Raw genomic sequence first — 19,916 nt, forward strand, 5'->3', positions numbered from 1 at the left:
GTGCGATAACGCACCAGCCGGGTCTCGACCAGCTCCCCCTCCCCGGCACCACCCCAGCCACCCGGAGCCAGCCACATACCGGCGCGCCGGAAGACTTCGCGTTCGTGGGCGAAGTAGATCCGGGGCAGTTCGATGTTCTCGCGGGCGATGTACTGCCATATGTCCAGCTCGGTCCAGTTGGACAGGGGGAAGACCCGGACGTGTTCGCCGGGGGCGTGCCGGCCGTTGTAGAGCTGCCACAGTTCGGGCCGCTGGCGGCGGGGGTCCCACTGGGAGAACTCGTCGCGCAGGGAGAACACCCGTTCCTTGGCGCGGGCCTTCTCCTCGTCGCGGCGTCCGCCGCCGAAGACCGCGTCGAACCGTTCGGTCTGGATCTTCTCGGTGAGGGGCAGGGTCTGGAGCGGGTTGCGGGTGCCGTCGGGGCGTTCGCGCAGTTTCCCGGTGTCGATGTACTCCTGTACGGAGGCGATGTGGAGCCGCAGTCCGTGGTGGGCGACGGTGCGGTCGCGGTATTCCAGGACCTCGGGGAAGTTGTGGCCGGTGTCGACGTGGAGCAGGGTGAACGGTACCGGCGCGGGCGTGAACGCCTTCAGTGCCAGGTGCAGCATGACGATGGAGTCCTTGCCGCCGGAGAAGAGGATCACCGGCCGTTCGAACTCGCCCGCGACCTCGCGGAAGATGTGCACGGCCTCGGACTCCAGCGAGTCCAGATGACTGAGCGCGTACGGGGCGTCCGTGCCCTCGGCGACGGCGGCGACGGTGGTGTTCACACGAGACCCCTCTCGGTGAGCAGCGCGTGAAGCGCGGCGGCGGACTCCTGCACGGTCTGGGTGTGGGACTCGATCCGCAGGTCCGGCGACTCGGGAGCCTCGTAGGGGTCGTCCACCCCGGTCAGCCCGGACAGCTCGCCGGCCGCCTGCTTGGCGTACAGACCCTTCACATCGCGTACGGAGCACACTTCGACCGGGGTGGCCACATGGACCTCCAGATAGCCGGTGCCCTTTGCCGCGTGGCGCTCGCGTACGGCCGCACGGCTGTCGGCGTACGGGGCGATCACCGGGACCAGCGCCTTGACACCGTTGGCCGCGAGCAGTTCGGCGACGAAGCCGATCCGTCGCACGTTGGTGTCCCGGTCCGCGCGGTCGAAGCCGAGGCCCGCGGAGAGGAACGCGCGGATCTCGTCGCCGTCGAGCACCTCGACCCGGTGGCCCTCGGCGCGGAGCCGTCCGGCCAGCTCGTACGCGATGGTCGTCTTGCCCGCGCTCGGCAGTCCGGTGAGCCAGACCGTGGCGCCCTGCTCCGTGACACTCAAGCTTCTCTCCTGGTCGTCGGTCATCAGTGCAGCCCGCATTCGGTCTTGGACCGGCCGGCCCAGCGTCCGGCGCGCGCGTCCTCGCCCGCCAGCACCCTGCGGGTGCAGGGCGCGCAGCCCACGGAGGCGTAGCCGTCCATCAGCAGCGGGTTGGTGAGGACGCCGTGCTCGACGACGTACGCGTCCACGTCGTCCTGGGTCCAGCGGGCGATCGGCGAGATCTTCACCTTGCGGCGCTTCTCGTCCCAGCCGACGACCGGGGTGTTCGCCCGGGTCGGGGACTCGTCGCGGCGCAGCCCGGTCGCCCAGGCGTCGTACCCGGTCAGACCCTCTTCGAGGGGCTCGACCTTGCGCAGGGCGCAGCACAGGTCGGGGTCGCGGTCGTGCAGCTTCGGACCGTGCTCGGCGTCCTGCTCGGCGACGCTCCGCCGGGGCGTGAGCGTGATGAGCCGGACGTCCATCACCGCTTCCACGGCGTCGCGTGTCCCGATGGTCTCGGGGAAGTGGTAGCCCGTGTCGAGGAAGACCACGTCGACTCCGGGGCGTACCCGGGAGGCGAGATGGGCGACCACCGCGTCCTCCATCGAGGAGGTGACGCAGAACCTCGCGCCGAAGGTCTCCGTGGCCCAGGTCAGGATCTCCAGGGCGGTCGCGTCCTCCAGGTCGCGTCCCGCCCGTTCGGAGAGCGCCCTGGGATCGTCCGTCTCCGTCGGTGCCGTCATATCTCTTCCCCTCCGTCCCCGTGTCGCAGCCCACGGGCGAGCAGCCCGAGGAACTTCAACTGGAAGGCCCGGTTGCACGCCCCGCATTCCCAGGCGCCATGACCCTGCTCATGGGGACGCAGGTCCTCGTCGCCGCAGTACGGGCAGTAGAAAGGGGCCGCTCGCTCGCTCATACGGTCCTCCCGCGCCGCCGGTCGAAGGTGGCCGTCATGACAGCGCCTCCTCGGAGGCCCGAGCGGCCCAGGTGGCGAAGCGCTCGCCGGCCTCGCGCTCCTTCTGGAAGCGTCCGAGGACCCGCTCGACGTAGTCGGGCAGCTCCTCGGAGGTGACCTTCAGCCCGCGCACCTTGCGGCCGAAACCGGCCTCCAGGCCCAGGGCGCCGCCCAGATGCACCTGGAACCCCTCGACCTGCTCGCCCTTGCCGTCCAGCATCAGCTGGCCCTTGAGACCGATGTCCGCGGTCTGGATACGGGCGCAGGCGTTCGGGCAGCCGTTGATGTTGATGGTGATCGGCTCGTCGAACTCCGGGATCCGGCGCTCCAGCTCGTCGATCAGGGTGGCGCCGCGCTGCTTGGTCTCGACGATGGCGAGCTTGCAGTACTCGATTCCGGTGCACGCCATGGTGCCCCGGCGGAACGGCGACGGGGTGACCCGCAGATCCAGTGCTTCGAGGCCGGCGGTCAGCGACGCGACCCGGTCCTCGGCCACATCGAGGACGATCATCTTCTGCTCGGCGGTGGTGCGCAGCCGGTCCGAGCCGTGGGCCCTGGCCAGCTCGGCGATCTTCGTCAGGGTGACGCCGTCGACCCGGCCGACCCGGGGCGCGAACCCGACGTAGAAGAGCCCGTCCCGCTGCCGGTGCACCCCGACGTGGTCGCGCCACCGCGCCACGGGCTGCTCGGGCGCGGGCCCGTCGACGAGCGCGCGCTCGAGGTACTCCTCCTCCAGGATCCGGCGGAACTTCTCCGTACCCCAGTCGGCGAGGAGGAACTTCAGCCGGGCGCGGGTGCGCAGCCTGCGGTAGCCGTAGTCGCGGAAGATCGAGATGACCCCGGTGTAGACGTCGGGGACCTCCTCCAGCGGCACCCAGGCGCCGAGGCGCTGGCCGATCTTGGGGTTGGTGGAGAGTCCGCCGCCCACCCACAGGTCGAAGCCGGGGCCGTGCTCGGGGTGGTTCACGCCGACGAAGGCGATGTCGTTGATCTCGTGGGCGACGTCCAGCGACGGCGAGCCGGAGATCGCCGACTTGAACTTGCGCGGCAGGTTCGAGAAGTCGGGGTTGCCCACGATCCGGCGCTGGATCTCGTCGATCGCGGGGGTGCCGTCGATGATCTCGTCCTCGGCGATCCCGGCGACGGGCGAGCCGAGGATGACGCGGGGGGTGTCACCGCACGCCTCGGTGGTGGAGAGCCCCACCTCTTCCAGCCGCCGCCAGATTTCGGGGACGTCCTCGATCCGGATCCAGTGGTACTGGATGTTCTGCCGGTCGGTGAGGTCGGCCGTACCGCGCGCGAACTCCTGCGAGATCTCGCCGATGACCCGCAGCTGCGCCGTGGTCAGCCGCCCGCCGTCGATCCGTACCCGCAGCATGAAGTACTTGTCGTCCAGCTCCTCGGGCTCCAGGATCGCGGTCTTGCCGCCGTCGATCCCGGGCTTGCGCTGGGTGTAGAGGCCCCACCAGCGCATCCGGCCGCGCAGATCGTTGGGGTCGATCGAGTCGAACCCCGCCTTGGAGTAGATCGTCTCGATGCGTGTCCGCACGTTGAGACCGTCGTCGTCCTTCTTGAACTGCTCGTTGCCGTTGAGCGGAGTGAAGTGACCCACGGCCCACTGGCCCTCGCCGCGGTGACGGCTCACCTTGCGACGGGGCGTGGGGGCGGACGGCTTTTCCGGGGTGGCGGCCATGACGAATACGTCCTTCGAGACATGCAGGAGCGCGGCTTTGAGCCACGCACTCACGTGGGAGACACGAGGATGCGCGGCAGGAGCAGGGAGAGTGATCGCGGCAGTGCTGGGAGTCCTCAGCAGGCCGGACAGATGGCGCTGGACATGCGGCCGAGGTCGACGTGAAGCCGACTCACCAAGGCAATTCCAGCGCGTGACATGAAGGAAGCGTGTCACGCGGATCTCGGGGCAGTCCACCATCTTCCAACATGTGGACACAGTCGTCTCGCATATCGAGAACGGACCTTCTTCGCAGTGTGCCCGTACGGTCACGGTGGGCCCGTACGCCCACGGCGGTCATGACGCCCACGGCCCGCCATGACCGGTCATGGCGGGGCATGACCGATTCCTTCAAGACCGTCCGGCCCCGCCCTTCCTACGGTGGAGCCATGACCACCACACCACATATTCCCCGTTTCGACTCGGTCGGCCTGGTCGTCTCCGACATGGCCGCCTCCCTCGCCTTCTACCGCCTGCTCGGCCTGGACCTCCCCGCCGACGCGGACACGGCCCCCCACGTCGAGGCGTCCCTGCCCGGCGGACTGCGTCTGCTGTGGGACACCGAGGAGACCGTACGGTCGTACGATCCCGGCTGGACCAGGCCCACCGGCGGCGAGCGGACCGGCCTCGCCTTCCGCTGTACGGGCCCCGCCGAGGTGGACGCCACGCACGACGCGCTGGTCGCGGCCGGGTACCGGAGCCACCTCACGCCGTGGGACGCCGTCTTCAGTCCTTGCCGCTCTTGTCGCGTCCGGTGATCCGGGACCGCAGGTCCTCCGGCGGCAGGAACTTGGACCAGCGCTCGGGGAACTCGGAGGGCATGTCGGGGTCGGTCACGTCGTCGTCCTGCACCCCGTCCGTCCCCTGCGGGTCGACGGTCGCGCGGGCGACCAGCTCGGCGGCGTGGGCGGCGCGCAGCCGGTCGTTGGCGGCGCGGGCCGCCGCCGTGGCGACCGAGGGCCAGACCCGGTCGATCGCGGCGTTGACGGCGGCGCCGACCAGGACGGCGAAGGCGGAGACCCCTATCCACAGCAGTACGGCGATCGGCGCGGCCAGCGAGCCGTAGATGGTGGGGCCCTCGACGGCGTTGGTCAGGTAGATACGGAGCAGGAAGCTCCCGAGCACCCACATCCCGAGGGCGACGAGCGCGCCGGGGACGTCCTCTATCCAGGGCGACCTGGCCGGTACGGAGACGTGGTACAGCGTGGTCAGGAAGGCGATGGACAGCACGATCACCACCGGCCAGTACAGGATGGAGACGACCTCCGTCCCCCAGGGGATCAGTTCGACGACCCGGTCGGGGCCGACGACCGCGAGCGGCAGCACCACGGCGCCGATCACCAGGGCCACCAGGAAGAGCAGGAAGGCGAGCAGCCGGGTCGCGACGATGCCGCGCCGGCCGTCGAGCCCGTACATCACGGTGATCGTGTCGATGAAGACGTTGACCGCGCGGGAGCCCGACCAGAGGGCGATGGCGAAGCCCAGGGACACCACATCGGGCCGGCCGCCCTGGGTGATGTCCTCCAGCAGCGGTTTGGCGATCTGGTTGACCCCCCGGTCGGAGAGCACGGTGCCGACGGCCGCCAGCGCGTTCTTCTCGAACGAGGCGACGGTGGCGGTATTGGTCCAGTCGTCCACGTAACCGAGCAGCCCGATCAGCCCGAGCAGCAGCGGCGGCAGCGAGAGCAGCGTGAAGAACGCCGCCTCGGCCGCGAGCCCCAGAATGCGGTACTCGATACACGAGTTGACGGTGTCCTTCAGCAGCAGCCAGGCCATCTTCCGCTTGGAGACGTTGCGGTAGAGGACTCGGGCCCGGTGGAGCCGACCCGTTGGCGGCTCGGGTGTTTCTTTTGCTGCCTGCACCTCCTTACCGTATCGGCATGGCAGCCAGCACCCACACAGTGACCAATCAGGTTCCGCCCCTGGTCGGATACGACGTTTTCGGTACGGACCAGGTCCTCACCGAAGCCGTCGAACGGCACAGCGCCCCCGCCCTGCTCGACACCGTCCGCGCGGAGCTGACGGCGCTCGGCACGGCGGCCGGATCCGCCGAGGTCCAGGAGTGGGGTGCGCTGGCCAACGAGAACCCGCCGAAGCTGCGCACCCACGACCGGTACGGCAACCGGATCGACGAGGTCGACTTCCACCCGGCCTGGCACCAACTGCTCGGCGGGGCCGTCTCCGCCGGGCTGACCGACGCCTGGGGACGGCCGGACGGCCACCTGCGGCGCGCGGCCGGTTTCCTGGTGTGGTCCCAGGCGGAGGCGGGCCACGGCTGCCCGGTGTCGATGACCCACGCGGCGGTGCCCGCGCTGCGCGCCGAGCCGGAGCTGGCGGCCGAGTGGGAGCCGAGGCTGACCTCGCACCGGTACGCACCGGGGCTGCTGCCCGCCGCCGCCAAGGCCGGTGCGCTGCTCGGGATGGGCATGACGGAGAAACAGGGCGGCAGCGACGTACGCGCCAACACGACGGCGGCGCTCCCGCTGGACGTGGCCGGGGAGTATCTGCTCACCGGGCACAAGTGGTTCTGCTCGGCGCCGATGTGCGACGGCTTCCTCGTCCTGGCACAGGCGCCCGGCGGGCTCACCTGCTTCCTCGTGCCCCGGGTCCTGCCGGACGGGACGCGCAACGTGTTCCGTATCCAGCGCCTCAAGGACAAGCTGGGCAACCGCTCCAACGCCTCGGCCGAGGTCGAGTTCGACGGGACCTGGGCCCGCCGGGTCGGCGAGGAGGGGCGCGGGGTGTCCGTCATCATCGGGATGGTGGCGGCGACCCGGGTCGACTGCGTGCTCGGTTCGGCCGCGCTGATGCGCCAGTCGGTGGCCCAGGCGGTGCATCACGCCACGTACCGGAGCGCGTTCGGCGGGGAGCTGATCGACAAGCCGCTGATGCGCAACGTACTGGCGGATCTGGCGCTGGAGTCGGAGGCGGCCACCACGCTCGGGCTGCGGCTGGCGGCGGCCCAGGACGCGGACACCGACGCGGAACGGGCCTTCCTGCGGCTGGCGGTGCCCGCCGCCAAGTACTGGGTGACCAAGCGCTGTACGCCGGTCGTCGCCGAGGCCCTGGAGTGTCTGGGCGGCAACGGCTACGTCGAGGAGTCGGGCCTGCCCCGGCTGCTGCGCGAGTCCCCGCTCAACTCGATCTGGGAGGGCTCGGGGAACGTACAGGCCCTCGACGTGCTGCGGGCGCTCCAGCGGGAGCCCGACGCGCTGAACGCCTTCCTCCAGGAGATCGGCCGGGCCCGCGGCGCCGATCACCGGCTGGACGCCGCGATCAAGGACCTGCTGACCGAACTGGCCGACCTGTCGGGGATCGAGGCGCGCGCCCGGCGGCTGGTGGAGCGCATGGCGCTGGTGCTCCAGGGCTCGCTGCTGGTGCGGTGGGCGCCGCCCGAGGTGGCGGATCTGTTCTGCGCGTCGCGGCTCGGCCGCGACTGGGGTACGGCCTTCGGCACGCTGCCCGCCACCCTGGATCTGGCCTCGGTGGTGGAGCGGGCCCGGCCCGTCTGACCGGGGCGCGAGTGCCAGAGGGGGTGCCGCGCCGACACGGCACCGCCTCTGACGTGTAGTCATTTTCGAGCGGTCGCGGGTCATCTGCCAGAGTTGCAAGCGGTTGCACGACCGATGATCAGAAGATACCGCTGGTTACAGGGGGGTGGCTCGATGGGGAACGTACCGTCGGGGGGCGTACGGCAGGGGAACCCGAGGCTCGATCTGGCACGGCTCATGGCCATGGACCAGGTGAGGGCGGCCCAACTGCTCCGGCAGGCACGGGACGCCGCCCTCGCCGGAAAACAGCCGCCGGTCGCTCCCCGGCCGGTGATCGACGCGTCCTGGCAGCGGGTGCTGCGGATGGGAATCGACCCCGAGCGGCCGCTCGACGAGGTGGCCACGCTGGAGCGGGACGAGCTGGAGCACCGGCGCCGCGCCTCCGCGCTCGGCGAGACGGTGCGCATACTCAGCGAGTCCCTCGGCGGGATCGTCGACGCCTCGCGCCAGATCATGGTGGTGAGCGACGCCGAGGGCCGGGTCCTGTGGCGGGAGGGCAGCGTCGGGGTGCTCCGCCGAGCCAGCGGGATCCGGCTGGAGGAGGGCGCGGCCTGGTCGGAGCGGGCCACCGGGACCAACGCCATCGGTACGGCGCTGACCCTGCGCAGACCCGTACAGGTCCACTCCGCCGAACACTTCCTGGACACCCTGCGCGACTGGACCTGCGCGGCGGCCCCGGTGCACGACCCCCGGGACGGGCGGCTGCTGGGCGTCGTCGATGTGAGCGGCCCCGCGGGGGGCTTCCACCCGACGACCCTGGCGCTGGTCAGCTCGGTCACCCGGCTCGCCGAGAGCGAGTTGCGCGAGCGGCACGGCCGGACCGTCGAGCGGCTGCGCTCGGTGGCGGCGCCGATCATGTGCCGGCTGGGCGGGCGCGCCCTGGCCGTCGACGCGCACGGCTGGACGGCGGCCGTCACCGGCATGGCCCCCATGGACCGGCTGCCGCTGCCGAAGTCATTCCGGGCCGGCCGGGTCTGGCAGCCCTCGCTGGGCATGTGCACGGTGGAGCCGCTGCCCGGCGGCTGGCTGATCCAGGTGGACGAGGAGCGGCGGCCCGGCGGCGAGCCGAACCGCGTGGTGCTGGACCTGAGCCGCCCCCGCCGCTGGTCGGTCGCCGTGTCGGGCCCCGCCGGAAGCTGGTCGCAGGAGCTGACCCCGCGCCACGCCGAGCTGCTCTACGTACTGGCGGTACGCAGGGACGGCCGCAGCGCGGCGGAGCTGGCCGCCGACGTCTTCGGCGACCCGACCCGCACGGTGACGGTACGGGCCGAGATGTCCCGCGTACGCCGTCATCTGTCGGGGGTGCTGGCGCACCGGCCGTACCGGTTCAGCGAGGAGGTGGAGGTGGAGGTGGTCACCCCGGAACGCCTCGCGGACCTGCTGCCGCACTCCACGGCCCCGGCGGTGCTGAACGCGCGGGGCCTGCCGTACCCGTCCTGACCGGGGTACCCCTCTGACCGGCGTATCCCTCCTGACCGGCTTGGAGTACGAATCGGCCATATGTTCTCCTGGGCGTATGACCATCGCCGCGACCTCTGTGACCACCTGGCACCTGGAGCAGACCTCCCCCGCCGACCTGCGGCCCGCCACGCGGACCCCGGGTGAGGTACGGATCGTACGGGCCGAGGTGCCCTCTCCCGAGTACAGCCGGTTCCTGTACGCGTCGGTCGGCCAGGACGTCAGCTGGACCGACCGGCTCTCCTGGCCCCCCGAGCGCTGGCACGAGACCCTGAACCGGCCCGGTGTCGAGACCTGGGTGGCGTACGAGAAGGGCACCCCGGCCGGATACCTCGAACTGGAGGCGCAGCCGGACGCGACGGTCGAGATCGTCTACTTCGGCCTGCTCCCGGTCTTCCGAGGCCGCCGCATCGGCGGCCACCTGCTGTCGTACGGCGTCGCCCGCGCCTGGGACCTGGCCGAACGCTGGCCCGAGCTGACCCCCACCCAGCGGGTCTGGCTGCACACCTGCTCCAAGGACGGCCCGCACGCGATGGACAACTACCTGCGCCGAGGTTTCCGGCTCTTCGACACGAAGACCGAGCCGGACCCGGCCGCCTGAGCGCCCGGGTCCGCCGGGGTCCGTCCGGGTCCACTCTGCCGGTCAGCCCCGGGCGAGCCCGCCATCGCCGCCGACCGCCGTGACGAAGGCGGCCCAGGCGGCGCGGGAGACGCGGGCGGCGGGGAGGGTCCGGTCCTTGGTGTCGCGGAAGGCGATGCCGGTGGTGGGTAGCGGCGCGACTTCGACGCACCTGCCGTCGCCGGCAGTGTAGGAACTCGTGCGCCAGGCGGCGGACGTGAGATCGGCAGCGTACTGATTGGCCAGCTCATTCATTTCTGCCCAGCTCTTTCTCGATGTCTTCGATCAGCTTCCGGCTATCGTCCTCCGGGAGCGCGGCCCTGGACAAGCCGATAAGCAGGCGGCTCAAGCGCTTGAGGACCAGCGGATCGTCACGGTAGACGGCGGTGTTCTCTGCCGAGTCAGTGAAGGCGACGTCTGCTTCGGAGTCTCTGCCTATATCCGAGCTGAACAGGATGAACGTCCCTGTGGTGATTCCCCTTTCACCCGCATGGAAGGGGATGACTCTGATCCGGACGTTGTCCGATGCGGAGACGTCAAGCAGATGCCGCAACTGTCCGCGCATGACATCAGCGCCGCCGACGAGCATGCGCAGAGCTGCCTCGGCGAGCACAACGTTGAGGATCAACGGTTCTTTCTCGTGAAGTCGTTCCTGCCGACGCATCCTCACCTCGACGAGGCTGTCCACCTGGTCGGGACCGAAAACGGAGACGCCGATGCCCGTCACCGCGCGTGCGTAGTCGTCGGTCTGGAGAAGCCCGGGGATCAGGGTCGACTGATACTCGGAGGACTCGACTGCCTCCGCCTCGTACGCAAGGAACTCGGCGTAGTTGAGGCTGATCACATCGCTGAACGCGTGCCACCAAGGTGGGACGCGTTGGCGTCCCTTGATCATCAGTGACGTGAGTTCGGAGAGCAACGGCTCCTCAACCGAGAACAGCTCCATGAGCCCGTCGAAGTCCTTCTTCGTGCAGCCGCGTTTTGCGTTCTCTATACGACTGACCTTGGAGTTATGGCAGTTGAGGTGTGCTCCAACCTCTTCAGTGGTGAGCCCGTGCTGATCGCGAAGCTTATGCAGCGCAGCGCCCAGCCGTCGGCGTGCGGTAAGCGGGCTCACGCTGGCAACAACCGCCATCGCTCCTCCATCTCCCTTGTCCGTGAATGTGGTTGAGGCTACCGCTTCGTCCCCCTCCAGCTAAGCGGTCTCCCTCTAACGGGTGGCGCCACGCATTAGTTTGGCAGATCTGCCACGCAATGGCTTGACGTTCCGATGAAGCGTCCCACACCATGAGGCGCTGTCACGCAGTGCACTCAAAGCGTGACCAACCGTTGATCAACTCTGCTCTGGAGTCGAAGAGGGCCTGGAGGCGTCATGTCACCCCCCAACACACAACGTCCCGATCACCAGTACCGCTTACTGCTGACCGTCCGTCCGGCCGAACTGCCCGGTATCCGGCGCAAGATCGGTGCCCGGCTGGGCTGTTGGGGACTGGAGGACCTGGCGGGTGACACCTGCGTGATCGTCACGGAACTGCTGGCCAATGTGCACCGGCACGCCGACGGCCGGGCGGTGTTGCTGCTTCAGAAGTGGCCGGACCGGCTCGTGATCACGGTCAGTGACCGGTCCGGGGAGTTGCCCGTGGTCAAGGAGCCGGACTGGGCCGCCGAGTCGGGCCGGGGGCTGTGTGTCATCGCGGCGCTGGCGGACTGGTGGAGGGCCGAGCCCACCGCGACGGGCAAGGACATCAGTGCGTCGCTGATGTACCCGGAGACGGTCAAGGTCCCGTCGTGAACGGGGAGTTCACCCCGGAAGAGCTGTGGGAACTCGCCGCGTGGGCTACCGGTTACTGCTTCCGGTGCGACGAATACACCGAGGTGACGGTTGTCGGGGAGTCGGTCACGGACGCCGGAACCAGCTCGTTGAGCGCGTGCAGGTTGTGCCACTGGCGGCTGTACGAAATGCACTGGCTCAGCGTCCTCCGTACGTCCGGAGCACCGCAGCCGCAGCCGTTGTCGCCGTAGCCCGTCCACGAATCGGAGAACTGACGTGATACCCGAGACGCCGGAGTCCGATCGGCACAGCCTGCGCATCGGAATGATCGTCTTCGACAAGCGACAGGACATGGTCGCCGAAGTCATCGCTTTCACCGGCCCGTTGGTCCACCTGATCCGCCCCTCGGGGCTCCACTGGTACACGTCCTGGGTCTCGCTGCGGCCCGGGACACCGTACGAGCGACGCCAGATCGCGGCCCTCGCCAAGTTGCACCGTCAGCGCCAGCCGAGGCGGTGACCCGTCCCGGGTGAGTGCTGGGGCGGCGGGCTGTGCGAGCGGCCTTGGATCGCCGCAGGATTCAGGGGAAGCGAAGGGGGTAATTTCAGTCACGTGTCCGCATCGGCTTCGCTACGCTTCATACCTCAGCGTCCGGAAAGGCAGGGGTCCTGTGGCGTCCCAAGTAACGATCAATGAAGGTGTGTTGTGGGTGGATGGTGAGGCGTATCCGCTGCGCAACATCTCCCACGTCGGCCAGAGACAGCTGACCGTCGACAAGGCCGCCGCGTGGAAGCAGTTCATCCTCCGGACCATCGGCTGGTTGATCCTGGGCGGCACTCTCGCCGCCCTGATGGACAACGTGGGAACAATCATTTTCCTCGCCGTCGAGGCGCTTCTGATCTGGAAGTTGGTCTCAGCCCTGGGGAAGCCCCCGGTATACGGCCTGGTCCTGAACACCTCCGGCATCCAGCATGAGGCCATCTGGTCCACGCGGCATGAGGAGATCCAGCAGCTGGTCTACGAGATCACCAAGGCGATCGGCAACCCCGACGTCGCGCAGACGATCATCAACGTGGAACACGTGGTGCAGGGCGACGTCATCAAGCAGTACGGCGCGAACGCCATTGGCAAGGCCGTTCACAGCGGCAGCGGAAGCATTGGGGGATCATGAGCGGCGACTATATTCAGCAGTACGGCGCGGGCAGCATCGGCAAGGCCGAGCACACCGGTTCCGGTGACATCGTGGCCGGAGGCAAGACCGTCGGCTCGACTGCGGGAGGGCCCGCGGTGGAGGCCCTCCTGCGGGAGATCGAGAAGCTGCGCCCGCACCTGGGCGAGAACGACCGGGCAGAGGTGGACGCGGCGGCCGACTCGATCGCCGAGGAGACATCGTCGGAGGGCCGGCGTGGCCTGGTGCAGCGCATCTCGGGTATCGCGGCGCTGGTTGGCGAGGTGGGCGTACCGGTGATCACGGCTGCGAGGGCACTGCTGGCGGGCTGAGGCGGCCGGTCGGTCCGAGTTCCCGAAGCAATGGGGCGTGTCCCGGGTGTGCCCGGGACACGCCTTGGCCGTACTGGGGGCAGTGCGGCCATGGGACGTGCTGGTGGGGGACCGCTCTTAAAGATCCCAGTGCCAGGCATGCCCGTCCGGAGCCGTGTAACTGACCGTTTGGCTGTCCGGCGTGGCGCTGATGGTGAACCACTCCCGGCGTGGCCTGTGGAGACCGAGCCAGTGTTCACGCGCCTTCTCGATCGGCTCCCACAGGTCCCGCCGCCCGGAGACGATCACTGTCGCGCCAGGTCCCGAAGCGCGGTCCGAGACGCGCGCGTATGACTCGTCGTGTGGGTCGAAGAGGGTGGTCACGTGGGTGCCGTCCGGTTCGCGGTGGTGGTCGCGAACCATGCTCTCGGACATGTGCGGTTGGGCGAAGAACGAGAAGGTCCAGTCGTCCAGAACACTCCCCGACACGTCCGACGTGCGCTGTGTGCCCGTCATGGACCTCGGAATCTTCGGGGCTTGCCAGGAGTCGGACAGCAGAGGCATGAACGAGGCCGGTGTGTGCAGGACCCGTCCGGCCGCCGTTCCGTCGGAGAACTTCTGGAGCCAGGCGATCGAGCCCCCGGCGGTGGTCGCCCTGGATACATGCGGTTCGCACGCCACCGTTCGGGCGGGTAGGTCAGGAATGGTGTGATCCGTGAGGGTCCTCGGTTCCACGGGGTGGGGCCGGGATTCCATAACGCGTGCGTGATCGCTGTACGGGTCGTAGATCCGCCCGGCGAAGCAGCCAGCACGGAAGGCGGCGTCTCCGTGGTCACGGCAGGGACATCGCCGAACCGGTAGAACTCGATCGTGGCGACATCATCCTCTGAGTACTCCCATGTGCCCCCCTCGGGCACACTTCCGTGGTGGATACCGAGAGACGGGCCGCGCACCAGGTGCGCGGCCCGTCCGGGGTGGGGGGAATGCAGTGGGGAAGGGTTAGAAGACGCTCACGCCATAGGTGTTGAGGGCCTCCACGACCGGCTGGAAGAACGTGGTGCCGCCGGAGGTGCAGTTGCCGCTGCCGCCCGAGGTCAGGCCCAGCGCGGTGGTGCCGGCGAAGAGGGCGCCGCCGCTGTCGCCGGGCTCTGCGCAGACGTTGGTCTGGATCAGGCCGGAGACGATGTCACCGCCGCCGTAGTTGACGGTCGCGTTGAGCGCGGTGACCGTACCACTGTGGAGGCCGGTGGTGGAGCCGCTGCGCTGTACTCTCTGGCCGACGGTGGGGTTGGCGGCCGAAGTAATGTCCTGGTACGAGCCGTTGTACAGGGAGACCCGGCCGTCGGCGAGCGCCGAGGTGCTGTTGATCAGGCCGTAGTCGTTGGTCGGGAAGCTGCTGCCGGCCCGGGAGCCGAGCGTGGCCGTCTGTCCGGAGTTGGTGTACCAGGTGGAGCTGACGTCGGTGCAGTGGCCCGCGGTCAGCGCGTAGTACGTGGAGCCGCTGCGGACGTTGAAGCCGAGGGAGCAGCGCCCGCCGCCGCCGGCGTAGATGGCCTCGCCGCCCGCGATGAGCTTGGAGAACGTGCCCTCGGTGTGCTTGATGGTGATGCCTGCGGCGGTGTCCGCGACGGATGCCTTGATCCGGTTGATCTCGGCGTCGGTGACCGTGTTGTCGACGGTGACGACGATCTTGCCGGACGCCTTGTCCGTGTACCAGGCCGTACCGGCGATGTCCGCGTCGCCGACGGCGTCGTTGGCGACGGCCAGCTGGGCCGTGGTGGGGGCGGGGGCCGGCGCGGGCAGGGCGACGGCGCTCGGGGCCGCAAGCGCGACAGCGGTCACCAGACCCGAGGCGACGGCGATGAGCCGTGCTCGTCGGGATGCCGCGCCGAGGGGGGAGAAGCGCTTGAAGGTCACAGAATCCTCCGTAAGTGGGGGAAGTACGCGGCCCGCTGGGTGGGCGGGCCACAGTTGTGCGGTCGTGCACCGTCCTTCGTTTTAGCCGTGCACCTGTCAAAACCGCACGTCTGAAGCCTCGGCTCCGTTTGCTCCGGAGACAAGGCCGACTTCTGGCCCTGGGTGATGGACCGAGCGTCACCGGGGTGAATTCGGGACGAATTTCCGCGCCGGGTGCCGCCGTGGCCCGGGTGGGACGGGTCCGCTGTCCTGCTCGGTGGGGGCTATACGTAACACCCTGGGCGCCACGGGGATTTTCGGTGGGAGATGGTCAATGTCCTTTCCCTGCAAGGGCTTTGGCGACTGACGCCATTCGGCCATGCGGTAGGGATGGTGCGATCGCACATAGGTCGCCATGGGTGGTGAGGGTGTGACGTGATGAGTCTTGTGTTCCGGGATGGTGAGGGCGGACGGCCGTTGTCTACGCGCGGCACTCGTCCACTTGTGCGAGGTACCACCGAAATGCACCCGAGTTGATCATGGCCGAATCTTTACCATCTCAAGGGGGAACGGATACGGAATGCCGCCGAACCGCCCGCGCTTCGCCGCTCCTGACCACTCCTCGGCGGCCGGTGACCCGTACCTGACGACCCGTACCTGATGCGTACGGACGAGGCGCGGATCAGGTACGGATCACGGCCGTTCCGGAACGACCCCTACAGTGCGCTGTACACCGCGTCGATCAGCGCCATCTTGCGCGGATCGTTCGCGATCTCCGACCCCATCCGGTTCGGTACGTAACCGATGGCGACCCCGCCCTCCGGGTCCGCGAGCCCGAAGGAGCCGCCGAAGCCGTCATGGCCGAGCGCCCTCGGGTTGGGACCGTAGGCTCCGTTCGGACCGCTCAGCCAGAGCCCGAGGGCCAGCTCCGTCTCATGGCCGAAGGCAGCCCCGACCAGCCGGTCGTAGCACTTTCCCTGGCCCGCGCGGACCCGCTCGACGGTCTCGGGGGAGAGCACGCGGTGGCCGCCGGACAGACCGCGCGTGGCGAGGATTCCGTACAGCCCGGCGATCCCGCGCGCCGTGGCGTGGCCGTTCGCCGCCGGGATCTCGGCGGCCCGCCAGGCGGCCGTGTTGGCCTCGTCGGCGCCGGTCACCGGGTTGCTCAGAGCGGCCAGTACGACCGGCTCCAACTGGGCGTAGATGGCGGCCTGTTCGCTGCTGATCGGCGCCGGGGTGTGTACCAGTTCGGCGACGCGCCCGGCCTCCTCCTCGGGCAGTCCGATGGTGAAGTCGATGCCGAGCGGCTCGGCTATCTCCTGGCGCAGGAACGCGCCGGGCAGCAGTCCGGTGACCCGCCTGATCACCTCACCGACCAGGAAGCCGAAGGTCAGCGGGTGATAGCCGGACTGAGTACCGGGCTCCCACCAGGGCTCCATAGCGGTGATCCGGGAGGTCGTCAGCTCCCAGTCGTAGAGCTGCTCCAGCGAGTGCGGTTCGCGCAGCGCGGCCAGCCCGGCGCGGTGCGAGAGCAGCTCCCGTACGAGGACGGACTCCTTGCCCGCCGCCGCGAACTCCGGCCAGTACGTGGCGACCGGCGCGTCCGGGTCGAGGAGCCCCCGGTCGATCAGCAGATACGCGCACAGGGCCGTCGCGCCCTTCGTCGTCGACCACACGTTGGCCACGGTCTCCCGCTCCCACGGCCTGCTGCGCGCGGTGTCGGCCCAGCCGCCCCACAGGTCGGCCACGCTCTCCCCGTCGACCAGTACGGTCACGGCGGCGCCCAGTTCGTCGCGCTCGCGGAAGTTCTGCTCGAAGGCGGCGCGTACGGCGGCGAACCGTTCGTCGCAGTGCCCCTGGATCCGGGGTACGGGCTGTGTCATCGGTCGCTCCATGGTTCCGGCCAGGCCGGGTGGCCTGCGGTGATCCGGCTGCTCGGAACGTACCGACTGCTCGGATCGGTGCGGAAGGTGGGGTGCCGGTACAACGGGCTTGTGTTCAAGGGTAGTTGGTGCCTTCTGTCCCCCCGCGGTCCGCTCGCGGTGCCGGGAGGGCGCGTCGTCGTCGGCGCACCGCGCCGAGCGCTGCACGTCGCCCGCCGTCGCGGATCCGTGGTGATACTGGTGGAAAGTCCGTGATCCGCGGTCCGTGATCCGCAGCCCGCAGCCCGCAGCCCGCAGCCCGCAGCCCGCAGCCCCGAGACTTGAACCCGATCCCCCTGAACCCCGACCCCTCGAACCCCGAACCCCAAGGAGGAGACCGCCATGAGCGACCTCCAGATTCTCGCCGTCGTGGCCGTCCTGCTGGTGGCGCTCACTCTCGGTGTCGCGATCACCCTGACCGTACGGCTCGTCCGGACCCGTAAGGCGCTGAGCGAGGCGGGCCTCCCGGTCACCAAGCGCTGGGTGTTCTGGGCGGCCCTCGCCTATCTGGTGTTCCCGGTCGATGTGCTGCCCGACCCGGTGTTCATCGACGACATCGGGGTCCTGCTGCTGGCGCTGCGTTCGATGCGCTCCTCGGCCGGCTCCTCGGCCAAGGAGGGGGAGCGGCTGCCGGCCAAGGGATGATCGCATCGCGCTATTACAGTTTCAGCGGATGTCCATCCCGGCACGAGAGGTTTCAGTGACTCAGCACGCGTACCCGGACGGCAAGGGTGTCCACGGACTCGGCAGCGGTGCCCATGGCGACGACTGGTGGCGGGAATCCGTTGTCTACCAGGTCTACGTCCCCAGTTTCGCCGATGCGGACGGCGACGGAATGGGCGACCTCCGGGGCATCGCCGACCGGCTCGACCATGTCGCGCGGCTCGGCGCGGACGCCGTCTGGCTCACGCCGTTCTACCGTTCCCCGCTGGCGGACGGCGGCTACGACGTCGCCGACTACCGGGACGTGGACCCACGCCACGGCACCCTCGACGACTTCCGTGCGCTGCTCGCGCGGGCGCGGGTGCTCGGGCTGCGGACCATCGTCGACATCGTGCCCAACCACTGCTCCGACCGGCATCCGTGGTTCACCGAGGCGCTGGCGTCCGCGCCGGGATCGGCGGCGCGCGACCGGTTCGTCTTCCGGGACGGCCGGGGCGCGGACGGCGCCGAGCCGCCCGCCGACTGGCAGTCGAAGTTCGGCGGCGCGGCCTGGACACGGGTCCCGGACGGTCAGTGGTACATGCATATCTTCGCGGCCGAGCAGCCTGATCTGAACTGGGAGAACCCGGACGTCGTCGCCGACTTCGAGCGCACCCTGCGCTTCTGGCTCGACCTCGGCGTGGACGGTTTCCGTATCGATGTCGCCCACGGGCTGCGCAAGGACCTCGCCCCGCCGCTGCGCGACACGCGCGGTGGCGACAGCGTCTCCCTCAACTCCCCGCCCAGCGGCGAGAACCACCCCTTCTGGGACCGCGACGAGGTGCACGACATCTACCGCGTGTGGCGGAAGATAACCGACTCGTACGTCCCCGCCCGGATCATGGTCGCCGAGGCGGGCGTCAGCGCAGCCCGGCTGCCGCTCTACACCCGGCCCGACGAACTCCACCAGGCGTTCAACTTCTTCCATCTGCGCTGCCCGTGGGATGCCGACTCCTTCCGGAACGTCATCGACACCTCCCTCCGGGGCGCGGCCCCCACCGGATCCCTGCCGACCTGGGTGCTCTCCAACCACGATGTGGTACGCCACCGCACCCGGTACGCGCTGCCCGCGGGCACCGATGTCCCCGCCTGGCTGCTGACCGGTGGCAACACCCCCCGGCCCGATGAGGAACGCGGTCGTCGCCGCGCGCGGGCCGCCGCGCTGCTGACTCTGGCGCTGCCCGGTACGACCTACCTCTACCAGGGAGAGGAACTGGGGCTGCCCGAGGTGGCCGACCTACCGGAGGACGCGCTGCGCGACCCGATGTGGGAGCGCACCGGACACGCCCTGAAGGGCCGCGACGGCTGCCGGGTGCCGCTGCCGTGGACGGCGACGGGATCCTCGTACGGCTTCGGACCCGGCGGCAGCTGGCTGCCGCAGCCCGAGGGGTGGGGCGACCACTCGGTCGAGGCGCAGACGGGCCGGCCGGACTCGTTCCTGGAGCTGTACCGTACGGCGCTGGCGCTGCGCCGGGGTTTCCGCGGCGACGAGAGCTTCGCCTGGCTGCCGTCGGCCCCGGGCGAGCTGGCTTTCGCGAAGGGCGCGGGCCTGGTGTGCCGGGTCAATCTCTCCGGTGAGCCGCTGCCCCTGACCCTGCCCGCCGGTACGAGCCTGCTGCTGTCCAGCGACGCGCCGGCGACGACCGAGGACGGGAGCGGCCCGCTGATCCCCGTGGACACGGCGGTCTGGCTCGATGCCCGGGGGATGTGACCCGTACCGCCGTACTGAACCGACGGTCCTGAACCGCGCTGAACACACTGAACCCACTGCCGTACTGAACCGCGCCGACCGTACGGCGAAGGCCCGTCGGCCGGGTGCGGCTGACGGGCCTTCGTGCGGGGTGCCGACCTGGCGGGGAGAGCGGCCCCGTCATGTCGCGTACGTACGCGTGGGTTACGGCTGGGCCGGGGCGTACTTCGGGTTCTGGCCGTGCGCGTTCGGGGCCTGCTCACCCTCGAGGACGAGGAAGACGAGGAAGACGATCCAGCCCACCAGCGGTACCAGGTTGATGAGCAGCCACCAGCCGCTCCGGCCGGTGTCGTGCAGACGGCGCACGGAGACGGCGAGGGTGGGGACGAGGATGCCGAGGGAGTAGACGTTGCCGAGGAAGTTCACCCCGAGCACGGTGTCGAGGATGGCCAGTACCAGGGCGGCGAGGACGCTGAAGAGGGTGAACATCCAGTATTCCTGGCGGCGCGCGCGCCCGCTGAACGCGGCGTAGTTCTTCAGGACATGCAGGTACCAGTTCATGTGATTCCCCCAGGGACGCAGAAGTGCGAGAAGGCGTTTTAAGCCAAGGTGTGCAGAACATAAGTGGCTTGAACTGCACGGGTCAAGTTGTTATCGAACGCCCCTCGGGCACCTCCCGCCCCGATGCCTCCCGCTCCCCCTCGCGGAGATCCGCGCGGGAGTCGGAAGCGCCCGGATCCATCCGGAAACGGCGGGAAATCGGCTACCGGTGGAAGCCTCTCCCGCGCTCGTGACGGACACGTGAACGGCTACGGAAAACGTCGGTGTGTTTTTCCGCGAAGTCCCCGGT

The 19,916-nt window shown here is 69.4% G+C and carries 24 protein-coding genes; 11 read left to right on the top strand and 13 right to left on the bottom strand.

The genetic code is table 11. The features are described from left to right. From cysD to ACIP8W_RS03870, 6 genes are all read right to left on the bottom strand, one after another. Window positions 1-770, bottom strand: a 770-nt coding sequence (gene cysD, locus ACIP8W_RS03845) for a sulfate adenylyltransferase subunit CysD (RefSeq protein WP_402201847.1), incomplete at its 3' end; no start/stop codon positions are given. Continuing rightward, window positions 767-1,312: an adenylyl-sulfate kinase gene (gene cysC / locus ACIP8W_RS03850; RefSeq protein WP_401958748.1), complete on the bottom strand. Its 546-nt coding sequence runs from the start codon at window positions 1,310-1,312 to the stop codon at window positions 767-769. The genes cysC and cysD, both read right to left, overlap by 4 nt. A gap of 23 nt (window positions 1,313-1,335) precedes the next feature. After that, window positions 1,336-2,034, bottom strand: a complete 699-nt coding sequence (locus tag ACIP8W_RS03855) for a phosphoadenylyl-sulfate reductase (RefSeq protein ID WP_401958750.1) — start codon at window positions 2,032-2,034, stop codon at window positions 1,336-1,338. After that, entirely contained in the window at window positions 2,031-2,207 is a 177-nt protein-coding gene (locus ACIP8W_RS03860; protein WP_401958751.1) for a hypothetical protein, read from the bottom strand. Before ACIP8W_RS03860 ends, ACIP8W_RS03855 begins: the two co-directional genes overlap by 4 nt. 34 nt (window positions 2,208-2,241) lie before the next feature. Then, window positions 2,242-3,939: a nitrite/sulfite reductase gene (locus ACIP8W_RS03865; protein WP_401958778.1), complete on the bottom strand. Its 1,698-nt coding sequence runs from the start codon at window positions 3,937-3,939 to the stop codon at window positions 2,242-2,244. 116 nt (window positions 3,940-4,055) lie between these two features. Then, complete coding sequence (locus ACIP8W_RS03870; protein WP_401958780.1) at window positions 4,056-4,139, bottom strand: putative leader peptide; 84 nt, start codon at window positions 4,137-4,139, stop codon at window positions 4,056-4,058. A gap of 228 nt (window positions 4,140-4,367) precedes the next feature. Here ACIP8W_RS03870 and ACIP8W_RS03875 point away from each other — a divergent pair, with 228 nt between their 5' ends. Then, a complete protein-coding gene (locus tag ACIP8W_RS03875) occupies window positions 4,368-4,736 on the top strand; it encodes a VOC family protein (RefSeq protein WP_402201849.1) in 369 nt (122 codons plus the stop codon). Here ACIP8W_RS03875 and ACIP8W_RS03880 read toward each other — a convergent pair. Continuing rightward, on the bottom strand, window positions 4,705-5,841 hold the full coding sequence (locus ACIP8W_RS03880) for a YihY/virulence factor BrkB family protein (RefSeq protein ID WP_401958757.1): 1,137 nt from the start codon (window positions 5,839-5,841) through the stop codon (window positions 4,705-4,707). The two genes, ACIP8W_RS03875 and ACIP8W_RS03880, sit on opposite strands and share 32 nt — an antisense overlap. 17 nt (window positions 5,842-5,858) lie before the next feature. On the opposite strand from ACIP8W_RS03880, the gene ACIP8W_RS03885 reads away from it, so the two are divergent. The 3 genes from ACIP8W_RS03885 to ACIP8W_RS03895 all read left to right on the top strand — a co-directional run bounded on the left by ACIP8W_RS03885 (window position 5,859) and on the right by ACIP8W_RS03895 (window position 9,588). Further along, on the top strand, window positions 5,859-7,490 hold the full coding sequence (locus ACIP8W_RS03885) for an acyl-CoA dehydrogenase family protein (protein ID WP_401958758.1): 1,632 nt from the start codon (window positions 5,859-5,861) through the stop codon (window positions 7,488-7,490). A gap of 153 nt (window positions 7,491-7,643) precedes the next feature. Next, entirely contained in the window at window positions 7,644-8,969 is a 1,326-nt protein-coding gene (locus ACIP8W_RS03890; protein ID WP_401958759.1) for a GAF domain-containing protein, read from the top strand. A 76-nt stretch (window positions 8,970-9,045) separates the two neighbouring features. Then, a complete protein-coding gene (locus ACIP8W_RS03895; RefSeq protein WP_401958760.1) occupies window positions 9,046-9,588 on the top strand; it encodes a GNAT family N-acetyltransferase in 543 nt (180 codons plus the stop codon). 42 nt (window positions 9,589-9,630) lie between these two features. Here ACIP8W_RS03895 and ACIP8W_RS03900 read toward each other — a convergent pair whose 3' ends face one another. Continuing rightward, window positions 9,631-9,861 (bottom strand): DUF397 domain-containing protein, encoded by a 231-nt coding sequence (locus tag ACIP8W_RS03900; RefSeq protein ID WP_402201852.1) that lies wholly within the window; start codon window positions 9,859-9,861, stop codon window positions 9,631-9,633. Beyond that, on the bottom strand, window positions 9,854-10,741 hold the full coding sequence (locus ACIP8W_RS03905) for a helix-turn-helix domain-containing protein (protein ID WP_402201854.1): 888 nt from the start codon (window positions 10,739-10,741) through the stop codon (window positions 9,854-9,856). The genes ACIP8W_RS03900 and ACIP8W_RS03905 overlap by 8 nt, the downstream gene beginning before the upstream one ends. Window positions 10,742-10,978: 237 nt before the next feature. Here ACIP8W_RS03905 and ACIP8W_RS03910 point away from each other — a divergent pair, with 237 nt between their 5' ends. The 5 genes from ACIP8W_RS03910 to ACIP8W_RS03930 all read left to right on the top strand — a co-directional run bounded on the left by ACIP8W_RS03910 (window position 10,979) and on the right by ACIP8W_RS03930 (window position 12,877). Further along, complete coding sequence (locus ACIP8W_RS03910; protein ID WP_401958767.1) at window positions 10,979-11,398, top strand: ATP-binding protein; 420 nt, start codon at window positions 10,979-10,981, stop codon at window positions 11,396-11,398. Beyond that, entirely contained in the window at window positions 11,395-11,628 is a 234-nt protein-coding gene (locus ACIP8W_RS03915) for a hypothetical protein (RefSeq protein WP_401958768.1), read from the top strand. The genes ACIP8W_RS03910 and ACIP8W_RS03915 overlap by 4 nt, the downstream gene beginning before the upstream one ends. 25 nt (window positions 11,629-11,653) lie before the next feature. Next, window positions 11,654-11,896: a hypothetical protein gene (locus ACIP8W_RS03920; protein ID WP_401958770.1), complete on the top strand. Its 243-nt coding sequence runs from the start codon at window positions 11,654-11,656 to the stop codon at window positions 11,894-11,896. A 151-nt stretch (window positions 11,897-12,047) separates the two neighbouring features. After that, entirely contained in the window at window positions 12,048-12,548 is a 501-nt protein-coding gene (locus ACIP8W_RS03925; protein ID WP_401958771.1) for a DUF6232 family protein, read from the top strand. Then, window positions 12,545-12,877 carry a hypothetical protein gene (locus tag ACIP8W_RS03930; protein ID WP_401958773.1) on the top strand — a complete coding sequence of 111 codons (333 nt, stop codon included), beginning with the start codon at window positions 12,545-12,547 and terminating at the stop codon, window positions 12,875-12,877. The genes ACIP8W_RS03925 and ACIP8W_RS03930 overlap by 4 nt, the downstream gene beginning before the upstream one ends. Window positions 12,878-12,994: 117 nt before the next feature. Here ACIP8W_RS03930 and ACIP8W_RS03935 read toward each other — a convergent pair whose 3' ends face one another. From ACIP8W_RS03935 to ACIP8W_RS03945, 3 genes are all read right to left on the bottom strand, one after another. After that, window positions 12,995-13,537, bottom strand: coding sequence for a hypothetical protein (locus ACIP8W_RS03935; protein WP_401958775.1), 543 nt, complete (start codon window positions 13,535-13,537; stop codon window positions 12,995-12,997). Between the two features lie 318 nt (window positions 13,538-13,855). Next, a complete protein-coding gene (locus ACIP8W_RS03940; RefSeq protein ID WP_402201857.1) occupies window positions 13,856-14,773 on the bottom strand; it encodes a S1 family peptidase in 918 nt (305 codons plus the stop codon). 695 nt (window positions 14,774-15,468) lie between these two features. Beyond that, window positions 15,469-16,635 carry a serine hydrolase domain-containing protein gene (locus tag ACIP8W_RS03945; RefSeq protein ID WP_402201859.1) on the bottom strand — a complete coding sequence of 389 codons (1,167 nt, stop codon included), beginning with the start codon at window positions 16,633-16,635 and terminating at the stop codon, window positions 15,469-15,471. Between the two features lie 381 nt (window positions 16,636-17,016). Between ACIP8W_RS03945 and ACIP8W_RS03950 the strand changes: the two genes are divergently transcribed. Continuing rightward, window positions 17,017-17,319: a YkvA family protein gene (locus ACIP8W_RS03950; protein WP_401957024.1), complete on the top strand. Its 303-nt coding sequence runs from the start codon at window positions 17,017-17,019 to the stop codon at window positions 17,317-17,319. Window positions 17,320-17,374: 55 nt separating this feature from the next. After that, window positions 17,375-19,087 (top strand): alpha-amylase family glycosyl hydrolase, encoded by a 1,713-nt coding sequence (locus ACIP8W_RS03955; RefSeq protein WP_401957021.1) that lies wholly within the window; start codon window positions 17,375-17,377, stop codon window positions 19,085-19,087. Window positions 19,088-19,270: 183 nt separating this feature from the next. Here the strand turns inward: ACIP8W_RS03955 and ACIP8W_RS03960 are convergent, their stop codons facing one another. Further along, complete coding sequence (locus tag ACIP8W_RS03960; protein WP_401957018.1) at window positions 19,271-19,627, bottom strand: DUF805 domain-containing protein; 357 nt, start codon at window positions 19,625-19,627, stop codon at window positions 19,271-19,273. Between the last annotated feature and the right edge of the window lie 289 nt (window positions 19,628-19,916).

It is taken from the genome of Streptomyces sp. NPDC088554 (assembly GCF_044752945.1).
Taxonomy (GTDB): domain Bacteria; phylum Actinomycetota; class Actinomycetes; order Streptomycetales; family Streptomycetaceae; genus Streptomyces.

Bases quoted from the DNA above. Each gene is read 5' to 3' on its own strand.
- ACIP8W_RS03855 (WP_401958750.1), bottom strand. From the start codon at position 2,034: ATGACGGCACCGACGGAGACGGACGATCCCAGGGCGCTCTCCGAACGG.
- ACIP8W_RS03860 (WP_401958751.1), bottom strand. From the start codon at position 2,207: ATGAGCGAGCGAGCGGCCCCTTTCTACTGCCCGTACTGCGGCGACGAG.
- ACIP8W_RS03865 (WP_401958778.1), bottom strand. From the start codon at position 3,939: ATGGCCGCCACCCCGGAAAAGCCGTCCGCCCCCACGCCCCGTCGCAAG.
- ACIP8W_RS03870 (WP_401958780.1), bottom strand. From the start codon at position 4,139: ATGTCACGCGCTGGAATTGCCTTGGTGAGTCGGCTTCACGTCGACCTC.
- ACIP8W_RS03875 (WP_402201849.1), top strand. From the start codon at position 4,368: ATGACCACCACACCACATATTCCCCGTTTCGACTCGGTCGGCCTGGTC.
- ACIP8W_RS03885 (WP_401958758.1), top strand. From the start codon at position 5,859: ATGGCAGCCAGCACCCACACAGTGACCAATCAGGTTCCGCCCCTGGTC.
- ACIP8W_RS03890 (WP_401958759.1), top strand. From the start codon at position 7,644: ATGGGGAACGTACCGTCGGGGGGCGTACGGCAGGGGAACCCGAGGCTC.
- ACIP8W_RS03895 (WP_401958760.1), top strand. From the start codon at position 9,046: ATGACCATCGCCGCGACCTCTGTGACCACCTGGCACCTGGAGCAGACC.
- ACIP8W_RS03900 (WP_402201852.1), bottom strand. From the start codon at position 9,861: ATGAATGAGCTGGCCAATCAGTACGCTGCCGATCTCACGTCCGCCGCC.
- ACIP8W_RS03905 (WP_402201854.1), bottom strand. From the start codon at position 10,741: ATGGCGGTTGTTGCCAGCGTGAGCCCGCTTACCGCACGCCGACGGCTG.
- ACIP8W_RS03910 (WP_401958767.1), top strand. From the start codon at position 10,979: ATGTCACCCCCCAACACACAACGTCCCGATCACCAGTACCGCTTACTG.
- ACIP8W_RS03930 (WP_401958773.1), top strand. From the start codon at position 12,545: ATGAGCGGCGACTATATTCAGCAGTACGGCGCGGGCAGCATCGGCAAG.
- ACIP8W_RS03945 (WP_402201859.1), bottom strand. From the start codon at position 16,635: ATGACACAGCCCGTACCCCGGATCCAGGGGCACTGCGACGAACGGTTC.
- ACIP8W_RS03950 (WP_401957024.1), top strand. From the start codon at position 17,017: ATGAGCGACCTCCAGATTCTCGCCGTCGTGGCCGTCCTGCTGGTGGCG.
- ACIP8W_RS03960 (WP_401957018.1), bottom strand. From the start codon at position 19,627: ATGAACTGGTACCTGCATGTCCTGAAGAACTACGCCGCGTTCAGCGGG.